This is a genomic window from Streptomyces sp. NPDC086147, assembly GCF_040702165.1.
Taxonomy (GTDB): domain Bacteria; phylum Actinomycetota; class Actinomycetes; order Streptomycetales; family Streptomycetaceae; genus Streptomyces.
Map to the genome: position 1 here is coordinate 306,896 of NZ_JBFBJO010000007.1, position 16,289 is coordinate 323,184.

The 16,289-nt window shown below is 74.2% G+C and carries 10 protein-coding genes; 6 read left to right on the forward strand and 4 right to left on the reverse strand.

Annotated features, from left to right (window positions below; translation table 11 throughout):
* Positions 1-154 precede the first annotated feature (154 nt).
* On the forward strand, positions 155-1,468 hold the full coding sequence (locus tag AB0398_RS18790; RefSeq protein ID WP_366376378.1) for an LAETG motif-containing sortase-dependent surface protein: 1,314 nt from the start codon (positions 155-157) through the stop codon (positions 1,466-1,468).
* Between the two features lie 29 nt (positions 1,469-1,497).
* On the opposite strand, the gene AB0398_RS18795 is transcribed toward AB0398_RS18790, so the two are convergent.
* Both AB0398_RS18795 and AB0398_RS18800 read right to left on the reverse strand, forming a co-directional pair.
* On the reverse strand, positions 1,498-3,498 hold the full coding sequence (locus AB0398_RS18795; protein ID WP_366376380.1) for a CocE/NonD family hydrolase: 2,001 nt from the start codon (positions 3,496-3,498) through the stop codon (positions 1,498-1,500).
* A gap of 34 nt (positions 3,499-3,532) precedes the next feature.
* Complete coding sequence (locus tag AB0398_RS18800) at positions 3,533-5,038, reverse strand: peptide MFS transporter (RefSeq protein ID WP_366376381.1); 1,506 nt, start codon at positions 5,036-5,038, stop codon at positions 3,533-3,535.
* Positions 5,039-5,235: 197 nt separating this feature from the next.
* Here AB0398_RS18800 and AB0398_RS18805 point away from each other — a divergent pair, with 197 nt between their 5' ends.
* Entirely contained in the window at positions 5,236-6,246 is a 1,011-nt protein-coding gene (locus tag AB0398_RS18805) for a polyprenyl synthetase family protein (RefSeq protein WP_366376382.1), read from the forward strand.
* Here AB0398_RS18805 and AB0398_RS18810 read toward each other — a convergent pair.
* The gene (locus tag AB0398_RS18810) at positions 6,243-8,495 is read right to left on the reverse strand and encodes an FUSC family protein (RefSeq protein ID WP_366376383.1); all 2,253 of its coding nucleotides are present in this window, start codon (positions 8,493-8,495) and stop codon (positions 6,243-6,245) included. The genes AB0398_RS18805 and AB0398_RS18810 overlap by 4 nt on opposite strands.
* 246 nt (positions 8,496-8,741) lie before the next feature.
* On the opposite strand from AB0398_RS18810, the gene AB0398_RS18815 reads away from it, so the two are divergent.
* On the forward strand, positions 8,742-9,989 hold the full coding sequence (locus AB0398_RS18815) for a DUF2092 domain-containing protein (protein WP_366376385.1): 1,248 nt from the start codon (positions 8,742-8,744) through the stop codon (positions 9,987-9,989).
* A gap of 81 nt (positions 9,990-10,070) precedes the next feature.
* Here the strand turns inward: AB0398_RS18815 and AB0398_RS18820 are convergent, their stop codons facing one another.
* Positions 10,071-11,387 (reverse strand): M28 family metallopeptidase, encoded by a 1,317-nt coding sequence (locus tag AB0398_RS18820; RefSeq protein ID WP_366376387.1) that lies wholly within the window; start codon positions 11,385-11,387, stop codon positions 10,071-10,073.
* A 421-nt stretch (positions 11,388-11,808) separates the two neighbouring features.
* Here AB0398_RS18820 and AB0398_RS18825 point away from each other — a divergent pair, with 421 nt between their 5' ends.
* From AB0398_RS18825 to pcaB, 3 genes are all read left to right on the forward strand, one after another.
* A complete protein-coding gene (locus AB0398_RS18825; RefSeq protein WP_366376388.1) occupies positions 11,809-12,318 on the forward strand; it encodes a DUF1203 domain-containing protein in 510 nt (169 codons plus the stop codon).
* 356 nt (positions 12,319-12,674) lie between these two features.
* Positions 12,675-14,642, forward strand: coding sequence for an FAD/NAD(P)-binding protein (locus tag AB0398_RS18830; protein ID WP_366376390.1), 1,968 nt, complete (start codon positions 12,675-12,677; stop codon positions 14,640-14,642).
* On the forward strand, positions 14,639-16,129 hold the full coding sequence (pcaB, locus tag AB0398_RS18835; RefSeq protein WP_366376392.1) for a 3-carboxy-cis,cis-muconate cycloisomerase: 1,491 nt from the start codon (positions 14,639-14,641) through the stop codon (positions 16,127-16,129). Before AB0398_RS18830 ends, pcaB begins: the two co-directional genes overlap by 4 nt.
* Positions 16,130-16,289 lie beyond the last annotated feature (160 nt).

Consider the following 16,289-nt stretch of genomic DNA (forward strand, 5'->3'; position numbering starts at 1 on the left):
GCCGGTGCCTCCCGCCGGGTCCGGGTCGCGGGAACGGGCCTGCCGGGGCGGGCCCCGGGCGCCTACGATCGCCGTGGCGACGCGCCGCGTGAAGTAGCCGCAGGAGCGCGTCCCGTTCTTCTTTCGACCCCCTGACCAGGGAAAGGTCCACAACGTGAAGATCCGCCGCATGCTCGCGACCGCCGTGGCCGCCGCCGTCACCACGCCGCTCGTCCTCCTGTCCGCCGCCCCCGCCTTCGCCGACACCAAGCCGTCGCCCGCCTCCACGCAGAAGCCGACGGCCGGCGAGGACGAGAAGCCGCCCACGCTGGTGGAGCTCAAGGCCGCGGTCGAGCTGGCGCAGAAGGAGTACGACGCGGCTGTCGCCGAGGTCGCCAAGGCCAACGCCGCCATCGAGGCACTGGACAAGGCCGACCACCCGCTGGTGGTGGCGGCTTCCAACGCGAAGAAGGCCGCCGAGGCGGCCGCCGCCGCCAAGACCGCCGCCGACACGGAGCTCGCCAAGGCAGAGGAGGCCCGCGAAAAGCTGGCCGAGGACGCCCCCGACGAGGAGAAGCAGGCCGCCGACGAGGCCGTGGCGACGGCGAAGGCGGCCGCCGAGGCGGCCACCACCGCCAAGACCGCCGCCGACACGAAGGCGAAGGACACCGCCAAGGCCCTGGAGGAGGCGCGCGTCGCGGCCTTCACGACGCTCGACCTCGCCCGGAAGGTGGAGAAGGCCGCCGCCAAGGAACTCGCCGCCGCCAAGGAGGAGCTGGAGCTCTTCGAGGAGATCGGTCAGGAGTGCGCCGACGACAAGACCGTCAAGGTCTCCCTCGACGGTCCGGAGAAGATCACCGCCGGCACCAGCGCCCTCTTCTCGCTGCGCGTCTCCAACACCTCGCAGAGGACCCTCGACGAGGTCGAGGCCTACGCCTTCGCCGCCGCGATGCCCGACAGCATCGAGGACGAGGACTTCTTCGAGGAGTACATCACCGTCGAGTGGTCCTCCGCCGACGTCCTGGAGTGGACGCCGCTCAGCGACGACGGGAACGCCATCGAGATCGGCGAGCTGCTCAAGGGCGGCCACTACGACGTGAAGCTGCGCCTCACGGTCGCCCCCAAGACCCCGGCGGGCCCCGGCGTCGTCTTCGCCATGGGCGCGTACGAGAACAACGACGGCTCCTGCGGAATCGGTGAGGAGCCCGGGACCGCCGAGTTCGACATCCTCGCCGCCAAGGGCGACAAGCCGAAGCCGACCCCCACCCCGTCGTCGACCACGACGCCCGCCCCGGTGCCCACCACCGGCAACACCGGCACCACCCAGCAGGGCGGTTCGTCCAGCACCCCGGTGACCGACGGCAACCTCGCCGCCACCGGCTCGAACGACGCGCTGCCGATGATCGGCCTCGCCGCCGCCGGGGCCGTCGCCCTCGGCGCCGGCGCGGTGTTCGTCGCCCGCCGCCGCAAGGCCGGTTCGCAGGCGTAAGCGGGTCCGGATCCCCCGTACGGCGGCGCTCAGCCCGCCGTGCGGGGGATCCGCTTCTCCCAGGTGCGGTGGAAGACGACCTCGTCGCCCTCCTTGCACACCACCTCGTTCCAGGTGTGGAACGCCTCCGCGTCGCAGGTGATCTCCGAGCGGGTCTCCACGCCGACGTCCCAGTCCCGGTCGGGGCGGTGCAGCCGGATCGTCCAGTCCGAGCGGGTGCGGGCGGTCAGCGGGCCGCTCTCCTCGATCGTGTAGGTCTCCAGGGCGTCCTCGGTGAACTCCAGGCCGTCCGGGTACACGCGCGTGCCGCCGTACTTGGGGTCCACCTCCAGGCGCCACTCGCCCTTGGCCACGTCCCGGACCACCACCCGCTCCGGGCGCCGCTCCTCCGGTGAGGCCGGGTACACGACCTCCAGGGGCGCGGCCTGCTCCGGTTCCTCCCACGTGACCGCGTCCTCGGTGCGGTGGCGGACCGGCAGGGTGAGGGAGGAGCCCGCCGGGTCGAGCGTGAAGCCCGCCGCGTCGGGCCGGGGCCAGATCCACGGCCAGTACGTGGAGGAGACCGCGAGCCGCACCCGGTGGCCGGGCGCGAAGGCGTGGCCGATGCCGTTCAGTTCGAAGGTGAACGCCTCCGTCTCCCCGATCCTGGCCGGCTCGGCCCGGTCGCGGCCGTGGCGGGCGGAGAAGTTCAGGGCGCCCCGGGTGACGAGGGTGGAGGAGCCGTCCGGGGCGATGTCGCAGAGCCGGGCGATCACCTGCCCGGTGGGCGCGGCCGCGCGCAGCGACAGGGTCACGGACGGGCGGCCCAGGATCTCGACGGGATCGCCGTCCTCGGGCACGGGGAAGTCGAAGCAGGCCGAGTGGGCGTCCTCCTCGCGCTGGTCGGGCGGCAGGTCGGCGTCGTTGCCGAAGGGGAAGAAGCGGCCCGCGTCGATCCCGGTCTGCTGGGGCGAGTCGACGACCACCGGGGAGCCCTGGAAGCCGTACGCGACGGGGGTGACGTTCGGGGACGGCCAGGCGGGGTCGGCGACCCAGCGGCCCGGCAGCTCCTCGTAGACGGTGGCCGGCGGGTGCGAGTCGCTGATCCAGGAGCGCAGCGGCGGTTCGTCCATGACGCCGTTCGCGGCCCCCTTGAGGTGGTGGTCCCACCAGCGCAGGGTCTCCTGGAGGAAGCCGATCGCGGGCCCGGGCGGAAGCCCCCGGTCCGGGTACTGGTGCGACCAGGGCCCGACGATCCCGCGCACCCGGTCCGCCGGCAGGTGCCGGACGAGCCGCAGCACGGTGTCCCGGTACGGGTCGTGCCAGCCGCCCACGGCGAGGACGGCGGCCCCGATCGCGCCGTAGTCCTCGCAGACGCTGCCGTGCTTCCAGTACGCGTCCCGGGTCTGGTGGGAGAGCCAGGTGTCGACGAGCGGCTCCACGGCCTCCAGGCGCCGCAGCCACATCGACCGCCACTCGTCGCCGACGTGCTCCGGGTCCGGCGGCCGGCAGGAGAAGGCGAGCATGGTGGCGCCCCAGGCGTGCATGTCGACGCCGAGGACCGAGCCGCCCATGTAGTGCACGTCGTTGTCGTACCGGTCGTCGGTGGAGCAGACGGTGACGACCGCCTTCAGCGGTTCGGGGGCGAGGGCGGCGATCTGGAGCGAGTTGAAGCCGCCCCAGGAGATCCCGAACATGCCGACGCTCCCCGTGCACCAGGGCTGCTCGGCGAGCCAGTTCACCACGGCCACGCCGTCCGCCAGCTCGGTCGCGTCGTACTCGTCGCCCGGCAGGCCCCCGCTGTTGCCGTGGCCGCGCACGTCCACCCGTACGGAGGCGTAGCCGTGGCCCGCGTACCAGGGGTGGCGCTGGTGGTCGCGGGGCGCGGTCCAGTCGCTCAGGCGGTACGGCAGGTACTCCAGGAGCGCCGGTACGGGCTCCTCGGTGACCGGGCGCCACACGCGCGCGTAGAGCGGGGTGCCGTCCGGCATCGGGACGCGGACGTCCTCGCGGCGGGTCTCGTACGGGAAGTCGGTGCGGATCTTCGGCATCGGGTCACCTCGGGGCGGAGGGCGGGCGCGGCGCTCAGTGGACGGGGTGCATGGTGCGGCGCAGCCAGGGCGCCAGGGCGATCACGACGAGTCCGACGGCGACGGCCACCGCGCCGTTCACGCCGAAGTACACGGGCTTGGAGACGTCGTCGTAGAGCTTCACGGTCTGGGCCTGGATCCCGTTGGCCAGGGCGAGGGAGAGGAACCAGAGCGACATCGTCTGGCTGGAGAAGGCCTTCGGGGCGAGCTTGCTGGTGGCGGACATCCCGGAGGTCTCCACGAGGACGTCGCCGAGGCCGAGCAGCACGTACGAGCCGACGATCCACCACGCGGCCATCCGGTAGGCGTCGTCCGCGTGCCCGGAGGTCGGCAGGACCATCAGGAGGAACGACAGGCCGCCCAGGACCGTCCCGAACGCGATCTTGTTCGAGACGTGCGGCTGGCGGTGGCCCATCCGGGACCAGACGGCGGCCACCACGGGCGCCAGGGCCACCTCGAAGGCGCCGAGGGCGGAGGCGTACCAGCTCGCCGGGAAGTCGAAGCCGAGGATGGTGGTGCGGGCGTTGGTGGAGGCCAGCAGGATCATCGTCGAGTACGCCTGGAAGAGGATGAAGTTGAACACCACCGAGGCGAGGAAGAGCACGACGTACGGCCGCAGCCGGCCGCGCTCCTCGGCCGTGACCCGGGGGCTGGTGAACATCACCCAGAAGTAGACGGCCGGCGCGACCACCGAGATCAGGGTCAGCACGTCCACGAACCGGTCGATCGTCAGCCATCCGGCCAGGGCCAGGACCGTGGCGGCGACCGCCACGGCCACCGCCCCCGCGACCATCAGCCGGACCGCCCGGCGCAGGGCGTCCGGGGCGAGCGCGAACTCGGCGGCGTGCTTGCGTCCGGCCAGGTGACGGCGGCCCGCCACGTACTGGACCAGGCCGAAGGTCATGCCGATCGCGGCGGCCGAGAAGCCCCAGTGGTAGCCCTCGTGGTCGGCGAGCCAGCCGGTGATCAGCGGACCGGCGAAGGCGCCGATGTTGATCGCCATGTAGTAGAGCGCGAAACCGGCGTCGCGGCGGTCGTCGTCGGTGCGGTAGAGCTTGCCGACCATCGTCGCCACGTTCGGCTTGAGCAGGCCGGTGCCGGCGCTGATCAGGCCGAGCCCCACCCAGGTCATGGCGGCCGTGGGGACCGCCATGGCGTAGTGGCCGCAGGCGATCAGGATCCCGCCCCAGAGGACGGCGCGGTACGAGCCGAGGACGCGGTCCGCGAGCCAGCCGCCGGCCACCGAGACCAGGTAGACCAGCGTGCCGTAGGCGGCGGAGACCGAGGCGGCGGTGCCCGGGGCCATGCCGAGTCCGCCGTCGGAGACGGCCGCGGCGAAGTAGAGGACGAGGATCGCCTGCATGCCGAGGAACGAGAACCGCTCCCAGACCTCCAGGCCCGAGAGGGTCAGCAGGCCCTTCGGGTGCCCGAGGAAGGCGCGGTCGTCCTCCGGCGGGGGCTGCTCGCCGTCCGGGTCGGTGTCGATGTTCGTTCGCGACAAAACGCCCACTCCTGAAGGTATCGGCCGATCTCGAACATACCGGGGGTGACGGGAAGGCGCCCACGGTGATCGAAAGGTGACCGGATACGCTGGCTTGAGTGAATCCGGCGACACATCGACAATCCGCCTGATCGTTCCGTGTGATCGCTGCCGACCATGTGATCGACAGCAGGCGTCAGCAGACAGGAGACCCCTTCGTGACCGTCGTCGGGCCGTTCGGCCTCAGCGTGCGGGACCAGGCTCTTGAGGCCGATGTCCAGACCGGTCTGGCGGCCGTGGAGGCGGGCCTCCTGGACGCCACCAAGAGCGACGTCCCCTTCATCACGGAGGCCGCGCAGCACCTCGTCCTGGCCGGCGGGAAGCGCTTCCGCCCGCTGCTCGTGATGCTCGCCGCCCAGTTCGGCGACCCCCACGCGCCCGGCATCGTGCCCGCCGCCGTGGTCGTCGAGCTGACCCACCTCGCCACGCTCTACCACGACGACGTCATGGACGAGGCCGACGTCCGGCGCGGCGTCCCCAGCGCCAACACCCGCTGGGGCAACTCGATCGCCGTCCTCACCGGCGACTTCCTCTTCGCCCGCGCCTCCCACACGCTCGCGGACCTCGGCCCGGAGGCCGTCCGCATCCAGTCCGAGGCGTTCGAGCGCCTGGTGACCGGCCAGATCCTGGAGACCGCCGGACCCACCGACGGCCGCGACCCCGTCGACCACTACCTCGACGTCCTCGGCGGCAAGACCGGCTCCCTCGTCGCCGTCGCCTGCCGCTTCGGCGCCATGATGGCCGGCGCCGACGAGAGCGTCGTCGGCACCCTCACCCAGTACGGCGAGCGGCTCGGCGTCGCCTTCCAGCTCGCCGACGACGTCCTCGACATCGCCTCCGACTCCCACGAGTCCGGCAAGACCCCCGGCACCGACCTGCGCGAGGGCATCCCGACCCTGCCCGTCCTGCACCTGCGGGCCGCGGCCGCCGCGCACGGGCGCCCCGAGGACGTCGAACTCGTCGCCCTCGTCGACGGCGACCTCACCGACGACGCCCGGCACGCCGAGGTCCTGCGCCGGCTGCGCGCCCACCCGGCCCTGGAGCAGGCCCGCCGGGACACCGTGCGCTACGCGGAGGAGGCCCGCGCGATGCTGGCCCCGCTGCCCGACGGCTACGCCAAGTCGGCGCTCGCGGAGCTGTGCGACGCGGTGGTGTACCGGGCGGGCTAGGACGTGTCCTGGGCCTGCGGGGTCTGTGGTGCCTGCGGGGCCTGCGGTGCCTGTGGTGCCTGTGGTGCCTGAGGAGCCTGAGGAGCCTGCGGGGCCGCACCCGCCTCCAGGTCCCGGGCGAGGGCCCGGAGCCAGACCTCCACGTCCGTGAGCGGGGCGAGGAGCGGCGCGGGGACCCGCTCCGCCACCTCCGGCGGCAGGGGCGCGGGCCCGGTCCGTACGCCGTCCGGGGGGAACCCCGCCGCCCGCACGGTCGCCGCGACCACCTCCTCGGCCGCCTCCCGCGCCCAGCGCCGGGCCTCCGGCGGCAGCCCCGGCATGCCGTCCGTACGGGGCAGCCAGTAGGCGCCGACCAGCGTGCGCGACCCGTGGTCGAGCACCGCGAGCCAGTCGTGGGCGGTCTCGGCGGCGGAGGCGGCGGGCTCCGTCCGGTACTGCGCGTAGGCCGCCTCGGCGATCCGGAGCCGGTGCAGGGTGAGCCGTACGCCGGGGGAGGGGGGTCCGGGGTCCCCGGGCTCTTCGGGGGACGCGGACGGTCCGGCCTGGGCCTGAGCCAGGGCCGGGGCTGCGACCCGCCCGCTCCCGTCCGTCACCGCCGTCGCAGTGGCCCGCACCAACGGCGCGGCGGACCGCAGCAGGGCCGACATGGCGTACCGGATCTCGGCGCGGGCCCCGGCGGGCCAGGCGAGGAGGCCGCACAGCAGGCCGATCGCGCTGCCGGTGAGGACGTCGACCAGCCGGGCCTCCGCGAGCCGCCAGGTCACCGGCGCGATCTGGGCGAAGGCCGTGGCGACGACCAGCGTGAAGAGCCCCTGGCCCCACGCCGGGCCGCCGAGCGGGCCCAGCGTGAAGGCCACCAGCATCATCGGCACGAGCAGCGCCGCGTACACGTCGGACGCGCCCCCGGCCCCCACGATCAGCAGCCCGGCCGCGAACGCCCCCGCCAGCGTCCCGGCGGCGGCCGACCGCACGGCCGACCAGGTGGCGCCCGCCGTGGTCCGTCCCAGCGTCAGGACGGCGAGCAGCACCCAGAAGCCGTGCGACAGGTCGAGCGAACCGGCCACCAGCCGGGCCAGCGCCAGGCCGAGCGCGGTGCGCAGCGCGTTCTGGAAGACGACGGAGCGCCGGGTCAGATTGCCCCTGATCCGGACGGCCAGCAGCCGGGCCGGCCCCTCCGCCGCGTACCAGAACTGCTCGCGGGGCAGCCCGTGGAGCCGCTCGCGCCCGCCGAGCGCGAGGGAGGCGGCCGTGCGGACGGTCACCGCCGACACCGCCGCCGTCAGGACCGTCGACCGCCGGACCAGGACGGCGCGCGGGGCGGGCTCCGGCCCGGCGGCGGCCCCGCCGCGCGCCTTCAGGAAGTCCGCGACCATCTCTTCGAGGAGCTGCGGGCCGGGGAGGGTCCGGCCCCGGCGCCCCCGGTCGCCCCTCCGCAGGGCCCCGGCCGTCTCCGTGCAGCTCGCCGCGATCCCCCGCAGCAGGTCCGCCGAGACCGTGTCGCCGGGCGCCGGGACGTGCGCGGCGAGCAGGGCGAGCTGGTCGAGGAGCCGGCGGGTCGCGGCCCCCGCCTGGGCCAGGGCCCGGTCCGTCCGGCCCGCGCCCGTCGGCCGGGCCCCGGCGGGCAGCCGCGACAGGCGCAGCTCCCGCCCGGCCGCCCCGAGCCGCCCGGCGGTCTCCGGATCCGGCCCCTCCCCGCGTACGACCCCGGAGGCGGCTAGGGCCGCCGCGTCCAGGGCGTCCGCGATCCGCCCGCGGTACGAGGGTTCCGGCGCGTCCGGGAAGAGGAACGCCTCGGCCAGGGCCAGGAGCGCCCCGCCGACGGCGAGTCCGACGAGCCGCTGCGGCAGGGTCCCCGGCTCGTACGGCGGGAAGCAGGCCAGGATGTAGAAGAGCTGGAGCCCGGGGGCGGCGCCCGCGGTCCGGGGCCCGCAGGCCGCCCCGAAGGCTAGCGCGAACCCGACCGCCAGCATGCCCGCGACGGCCGGCCAGGTCCCGACCGCGAGCACGGTCCCGAGGACGACGAGCACGGCGGCGGCCGGCACCGCCCGCAGCACGGTCGCGGCGCGGTCCCGGCCCGCCCCGGGCAGCGGGGAGAGGATGCCGAACGCGATGGGGGTGAACAGGGCGTAGATCCCGGCCACCGGCCGGTCCAGGAGGTAGAGCGCCGGATAGAACCCGGCGGCCGTCGCGGCCGTGACGTGCGCGGCGTGGCGCCCGGTGCGCGCCACCGCGGAGAGCCCCTCGGCCATGACGGCTCCTCTCGCCCCGTCCCCCTCCAGCCAGTCTCGCCCGGGAGCACGGGCCCCGCCTTCGCGGAACCGGGAGTTCCGCATGTGCGGGTCCCCGGCCGTCTCGGGGTCGGGTCATCCCCAAGGGGTAGGCGAGGTTGATCCCGGGGGCTGACGCGTTCCGTTCCCCCGTTTGGTGAGATGGGGTACATCGACCACATGAGGCCGTTCGGGGCCTCTCCAGGGCGCACGGAGGTAGCGGAGACCATGGCAGCGAACGAAGTCCCCGGCGAGACCGTCGGCGAGAGCCGCGACGAGGCGCGCGGCGGGGCCCGTCGCAAGGCGAGCCGGTACGTCGTCCCCGTCGCGGTGGCCGGTGTGGCCGCGGCGACCATCGGTCTGGTCCCGGCGCTCGCGGCGTCCGGCGACCCGGACCTTCCCGAGATCACCGCCCAGCAGCTCATCGAGAAGATCGCGGGCTCGGAGACCCAGACCCTCTCCGGCACCTTCAAGGTCTCCACCGACCTGGGCCTGCCGGCCCTCGGCGGTCTGGCCTCCGGCCTCGGGGGCCTGGGCGGCGGTGCGGTCTCCTCCACGGCGGACCCCTCGCAGAAGCTCACCGAACTCGCCTCGGGCACCCACACGCTGCGCCTGGCGGCGGACGGCCCCGAGCGCCAGCGGCTCACCCTGCTCGACGGCTCCGACGAGTACAGCCTGATCCACAACGGCGACGACCTCTGGGCCTACGACAGCAAGTCGAACGAGGTCTTCCACGAGAAGGACGCCTCCGATGGCCCGGCGGCCGGGGAGAAGGAGAAGAAGGAGCTGCCCGCGACGCCCAAGGAGCTCGCGGACGAGGTCCTGAAGGCGGCCGGCGACACCACGTCGATCACGGTCGACGGCACGGCGAAGGTGGCGGGCCGGGACGCGTACCAGCTCCTGATCAAGCCGAAGCAGGCCGGTTCGACGGTCGCGTCGGTGAAGATCGCGGTGGACGCGGCGAACGGCACCCCGCTGAAGTTCACGCTCTCCTCGGTGGAGGGCGGCAAGCCGGTCGTGGACGCGGGCTTCACGAAGGTCGACTTCGCCCGGCCGGACGCGTCGGTCTTCGCCTTCGAGGCGCCGAAGGGCGCGAAGGTGACGGAGGGCGCGGCGGAGGAGGCACGGAAGCAGGAGAAGCTCCCCGAGGACTTCGGGAAGGACTTCGAGAAGGAGTTCGGAAAGGACTTCGGGAAGGGCTTCGAGGACTTCGGCAAGGGCCTGAACGTCATCGGCGAGGGCTGGACGACCATCGCGAGGTTCGACACCGGCGCCCCCGCGCCCGAGACGGACGAGGCGCCGAAGGAGATCCAGGGCTTCCTGGACTCCTTCGGCGACGAGGTCACCGGGAAGTTCGGCTCGGGCACCGTCTTCAAGACGAAGCTGGTGAACGCGCTGCTCACCGACGACGGCAAGGTCTACGTCGGCGCGGTGACGAAGGACGCGCTGGTGGACGCGGCGAACGCCGGCAAGTAAGAGCCGCCGATCTCGTTGGGACCCCGGGCGGGTCGGGGGCTGTGGTCACCGACCCGCCCGGGCGTTTCGTCGGACCGTCCGCTACGGGAAGGTCAGCTTGAAGGCGTTGATGTAGCCGACGTCGGCCGGGCCCCTGTCCTGGACGCGGAGCTTCCAGGCGCCGTTGGCGACCTCCGAGGAGGCGTTCACGGTGTAGGTCTGGACGATGTTGTCGGCGCTGCCGCCGGTCTGGTTGTGCAGGTTGTAGACCGAGCCGTCCGGGGCGACGAGGTCCACGACGAGGTCGCCCTTGTAGGGGTGGACGATGTCCACGCCGACGGAGAGGTTGCCGGGCGCGTTGCCGGTGACGCCGGTGACGTTGACCGTCGAGGTGACCGCGGCGCCGTTGTCCGGGACGGCGACGTCGGCGGTGTTCTCGAAGACCTTGCCGGTGGGCGGGTTCGTGGAACCGGCGGACAGCGTCCAGATCGCGTGGGCGACGGCGTCGCTGTTGCGGTCCAGGGCGGTGTCGTTGATGTTCGACGTGGTGTCGCAGGAGGAGTGGTAGCAGCGGTCGAACGCCGTCGCCGTACCGCCCCACTTGGAGACCTGCGCGCTGGTCTTCACGCGGCTCGCGCCGGTGAAGAGGCCGCCGACGGGGACGCCCGCGCTCTTGAAGGGGGCGTGGTCGGAGCGGCCGTCGCCCTCGGTCTCGATCTCGGTCGGGACGCCGAGGCCGGAGAAGTAGCTCTTGAAGGTCTGCTCGATCGCCGGGTCGTCGTCGTAGACGAAGTAGCCCGGGTTCGGCGAGCCGATCATGTCGAAGTTCAGGTAGCCCTTGATCTTCGAACGCTCGGTCGTCGGAAGGTTGTTGACGTAGTACTTCGAGCCGACGAGGCCCAGCTCCTCGGCGCCCCACCAGGCGAACCGCAGGTGCTTGGAGGGCTGGTAGCCGGCGCGGGAGACGGCGAGGGCGGTCTCCAGGATCGCGGCGGAGCCGGAGCCGTTGTCGTTGATGCCGGGGCCCGAGGAGACCGAGTCGAGGTGCGAGCCGGCCATCAGGACCTGGTTCGGGTCGCCGCCCGGCCAGTCGGCTATCAGGTTGTAGCCGGTGGCGCCGCTGGTGGTGAACGTCTGGAGGCTGGTGGTGTATCCGGCGGCGTCCAGCTTCGCCTTCACGAAGTCGATGGACGCCTTGTAGCCGGTGCGGCCGTGGGCCCGGTTGCCGCCGTTGGCGGTGGCGATGGACTGGAGGTCCGTCAAGTGCTGCTTGACGGCGGTGAGCGAGATGTCGGGCGCGGCGGCGGCACCGGCGGCCTCGGCGGGCCGGGCGGTGGCGCTGGTCCCGGTGAGGCCGCCGAGGGCGAGCGCCGCGAGGGCGGCGACCGCGGTGACGCGTCTGGGCACGGAGATGTTCATGTGGGGGCTCCGGATTCCGAACGGGGATGGGACGGAACGTGCGAGACGCCCCGGGCTCGGGAGGCCGCGAGGCGTTGGAGCTGTACGTGTGCGTGTGCGGTGTTCAGTTGTGCGGTGCACGGGTGTTCCGCCGTGCGGGCGTTGCGTTGCGCGTGCGTTCACTCGCGCAGGTGTTCCGTTGCGCAGGTGTTCTGGTGCACGTGCGTTCTGTTGGGCGTGCTGAATGTTCAGTGACGGGATGTGTTCACGTCAAGAGCGGAAACCGGTCAGGAGCGTTCGCTCACCGGACGGGAGCGTCTGTCGAGGTCTTCGACGACTCCGTTCCCTCCGCCGCCCCTTGAGGCCCCATCCGCCATCGGGTCCCGGCCGTCACGTCCGAATACCGCCAGCGGGCGGGCCGCGCCGGACCGACGCTGGAGGCATGAGCATCCCCACCACCACCCACGCCCCCCGGGCCGTCCCGCCCGCCGCCCTCGCCGAGCTGCGCGCCGTCGACGACGCCGGACGCCCCTGTGTCCCGTACCCGGCCACCGAGGGCGGGGAGCCTCTCCGCTGCTGTCTGCGCCCCGCCGCCCCCGGCGAGCGGATCGCCCTCGTCTCGTACGCGCCGCTGCGGCGCTGGGCGGCGGAGACGGGGGCCGAACCCGGCGCGTACGACGAGCAGGGCCCCGTCTTCGTGCACGCCGGAGAGTGCGGAGGACCCGCGCCCTCGGAGGAGTACCCCTTCGCACGGCTCGGGGCCCTGCGCACCCTCCGCCGGTACGACGCGGAGGGCCGGATCGTCGGCGGCCGGCTCCTGGAACTCCCCGAGAACCCCGGTGAGGGCTTCGACCGGGCCCTCGCCGAGGCCTTCGCGGACCCCGCCGTCGCCCTGGTCCACGTCCGGGCCGTCGAGTACGGCTGCTTCCACTTCGAGGTCCGGCGCCCCTGACGGAGGGACCGCGGGCCGGGAACGCCGCTCACGGTTCCCGCCGGTCGCGCAACAGTGCCTTCTCGGACGTTGCGGGTGCCGAATCGGGCATGCCGGGGCTCCGGAGGCGGACGGTGCGCCGTCCCGATCGATGATCGGCGGTAGCGGGATCCGGCGGCGGTCCCGGCAGGGGGAGGCAACAGGTGTCGGTGACCGAGCTGTTCGTCGCGGACGGGACCACGTCCCACCTGTCGGAGCAGGCTCGCCGGAAGGCGGCGTGCCACGGGCGTGACCCGTGGCGGGCCGCTTCTCCGCGAGGGCGGGGACGCCTCGTCCCTCCGCCCCTCTCCCTTCCCCCTGCTCCGGAGGTCCCTTCCATGGCATTCGCTGCCAGTGAGACACACCTGTGCGTCATCGGCGCCGGGCCGCGCGGCCTGTCCGTCCTCGAACGGCTCTGCGCCAACGAGCGCGTCGCGCCCCGCCACGCCGCGGTGACCGTCCACGTCGTCGACCCGTACCCGGCGGGTGCCGGCCGCGTGTGGCGCACCGACCAGCCCCGGCACCTGCTCATGAACACCGTGGCCTCGCAGGTGACGGTGTACACCGACGAGAGCGTCGACGTCGCGGGCCCGATCGAGACCGGCCCCAGCCTCTACGAGTGGGCGCGCGCCCTCGCCCACGGCGCGGGCGGGGACGCCGTCGAGGATCCGATACGGGAGGAGGCGGCTGCCCTCGGCCCCGACAGCTACCCGACCCGGGCGCTGTACGGGGCTTATTTATGCGAGGCGTTCGACCGCGTCGTCGCCCGCGCGCCCGGTCACGTGACCGTGCGGGTGCACCGCTGCCGGGCGCTGTCCCTGGACGACGCAGTGGTGCCGGGCGGCCCGCAGCGCGTGTGGCTGGAGGACGGCACCGTCCTGGACGGCCTGGACGCCGTGATCAGCGCCCAGGGACACATGGAGGTGCGCCCCTCCCGGGAGGAGGACGACACGGCCCGGGCGGCGGAGCGGCACGGGCTGCGCTACCTGCGGCCCGCGAACCCGGCGGACGTCGACCTGACGGGCGTCGCACCCGGTTCGGCGGTGGTCCTGCGCGGCCTCGGCCTCAACTTCTTCGACTACACGGCCCTGTTCACGACCGGCCGGGGCGGACGCTTCGTCCGCGACGCGACGGACTCCCTGGTGTACGTGCCCTCCGGCGACGAGCCGCGGCTGTACGCCGGCTCCCGGCGCGGCGTCCCGTACGCGGCGCGCGGCGAGAACCAGAAGGGGGCCCACGGCCGGTACATGCCCCGCCTGCTCACCGAGCAGATGATCAAGCAGTTGCGCAAGGAGAGCGGCGACCAGGGCCTGGACTTCCGCCGGCAGCTCTGGCCCCTGATCGCGAAGGAGGTGGAGGGCGTCTACTACGGCGCGCTGATCGCGAGCCTCGGACGCCCCGGCGAGCGGGCGGCCCTGACCGGCGCCTACCTGGCCGCGAGGAACCCCGGCGAGGAGGCCGGCGTCCTGGACCGCCACGCCGTCCCCGAGGACCTGCGCTGGGACTGGGACCGCGTGGCCAGACCCTACGGACGGACGGCGTTCGCCGACCGGGACGCCTTCAGGACCTGGCTGCTCGGCCACCTGGCCGACGACCTGGCGTCGGCCAGGCAGGGCAACGTCGACGGCCCGGTGAAGGCCGCGCTGGACGTTCTGCGCGACCTGCGCAACGAGATCCGGCTGGCCGTCGACCACCGCGGCCTGGACGGCGCCTCGCACCGCGACGACCTGGACGGCTGGTACACGCCCCTCAACGCCTTCCTGTCGATCGGGCCGCCGCCCTCCCGGATCGAGGAGATGCGCGCCCTCATGGAGGCGGGCGTCCTCGACGTCATCGGCCCGCGGCTGCGGGTGGAGCTGGACGAGGCGGGCCCCGAACCGGCCTTCACGGCCTGGTCGGACGCGGTGCCCGGACCCGTGGTGCGGGCCGCGACGCTGGTCGAGGCCCGGCTCCCCGACCACGACCTGCGGCGCACCGCCGACCCGCTGCTGCGGCGGCTCCTCGCCGTCGGCCAGATCCGGGCGCACCGGGTGCCCTCCGCGTCCGGCGACCACGAGACGGGCGGGCTCGCCGTGACGGACCGGCCCTACCGGATGGTCGACCTCCGGGGCGCGGCCCATCCGCGCCGCTTCGCGTACGGCGTGCCGACGGAGGGCGTCCACTGGGTGACCGCCGCCGGGATCAGGCCCGGCGTGGACTCGGTGACGCTGGGCGACTCCGACGCCATCGCCCGCGCGGCGCTGACCCTGGGGCACGCCCGCACCCACGACCCCTCGGACGACGAACTGATGGAGGTGTCGGCGTGACGCCGGACGGGACCACCCACGGGGTGGCGGATCTGGGACTGCTCTCGCCCGTGCGGGCGGGCAGCGCGGTGGAGGCCGTCGTCGGCGACGTGGCCTGGCTCCAGGCGATGCTGGACGCGGAGGCCGCGCTCGCGCGGGCGCAGGCACGGCTCGGCACCGTGCCCCCCGGCGCGGCGTCCGTCATCACGAGCCTGGCGCGCGCGGAGGAGCTCGACGTACGGGCCGTCGCGCTGGCGGCGCGGGAGACCGCGAACCCCGTGGTGGCCCTGGTGTCGGCGTTCACCGCGGTGGTGGCGCGGCAGGACCCGGCCGCCGCCGAGTACGTCCACCGGGGCTCGACCAGCCAGGACGTCTTCGACACGGGCGCGATGCTGGTGGCCCGGCGCGCGCTGACCGTGGTCTGCGACGACCTGGACGCCTGCGCCGGCGCGCTGGCGCGGCTGGCGGGCGAGCACCGGGACACGCCGATGGCGGGCCGCACGCTGGCGCTCCAGGCGGTCCCGACGACGTTCGGCCTGAAGGCGGCCGGCTGGCGGCGGCTGGTCCTGGACGCCCGCGACCGCCTCGGGCGGGTGCGGGACCAGGGGCTGCCCGTCGCGCTGGGCGGCGCCGCGGGCACCCTGGCCGGATACCTCGAATACGCGGCCGTGGACGCCCGGGTGACCGACGTGGAGGAGTACGTACGGAGGCTGGTGGCCGCGTACGCGGACGAGACGGGACTCGCCGAGCCCACCCTCCCGTGGCACGTGCTGCGGACGCCGCTCGCGGACCTGGCGGCGGCCCTCGGCTTCGCCGCCGGCGCGCTCGGCAAGTTCGCCGTGGACGTCCAGCTGCTCGCCAGGACCGAGACCGGAGAGGTGGCCGAACCGGCCCCGGCGGGACGCGGGGTCTCCTCGGCGATGCCGCACAAGGCCAACCCGGTGCTGGCCACGCTGATCCGCAGCGCGGCGCTCCAGGTCCCGCACCTGGCGGCCGGCCTCACCCAGTCCCTGGTGTCGGAGGACGAGCGGTCGGCCGGGGCCTGGCACGCCGAGTGGCAGCCGCTCCGCGAGGCGCTGCGGCTGGTCGGCGGGGCCGCGGAGTGCGCCGTGGAACTGGCCGGCGGGCTGCGGCCGGACCCGGAGCGGATGCGGGCGAACCTCGCGCTGACCGGGGGCCAGCTCGTCACCGAACGCCTCACCGCCCACCTGGCCGGCGCGCTGGGCAAGGCGGCGGCCAAGGAGGTGCTGACCGAGGCCGCGAGGGCGGCCCGGACCGGCGGACGACCACTGGTCGCCGTCCTGGCGGCGGACGACCGGGTCGTGTCGGCGGGCCTGGGAGAGGAGCGGCTGACCCGCCTGCTCGACCCGGCGGCCTACACCGGCGCCGCGGGCGTCCTCACCGACCGGGCGCTGGCCTCTCCCGGGGGCGGCTCCTACGGGGCCTCTTCCGAAGGCCCTCCCGGTGGCTCTCCCGAGGGTTCCCTCAGGGGAGGGGCGGGCCGATGAGCCCGGCGGCGCGCCGACGCGCCTGACGGAGAAGCCCGTTCACGACGGAACGGCCCCCGGGCCGGTCCTCGCGCACCCCGGTGGCACGGCGGCGTCCCCGGGGTGCGCGGGGCACCCCGGGGACGGTCACGCACGGCGCGGGCCGGGCCGGGGCGGAAGG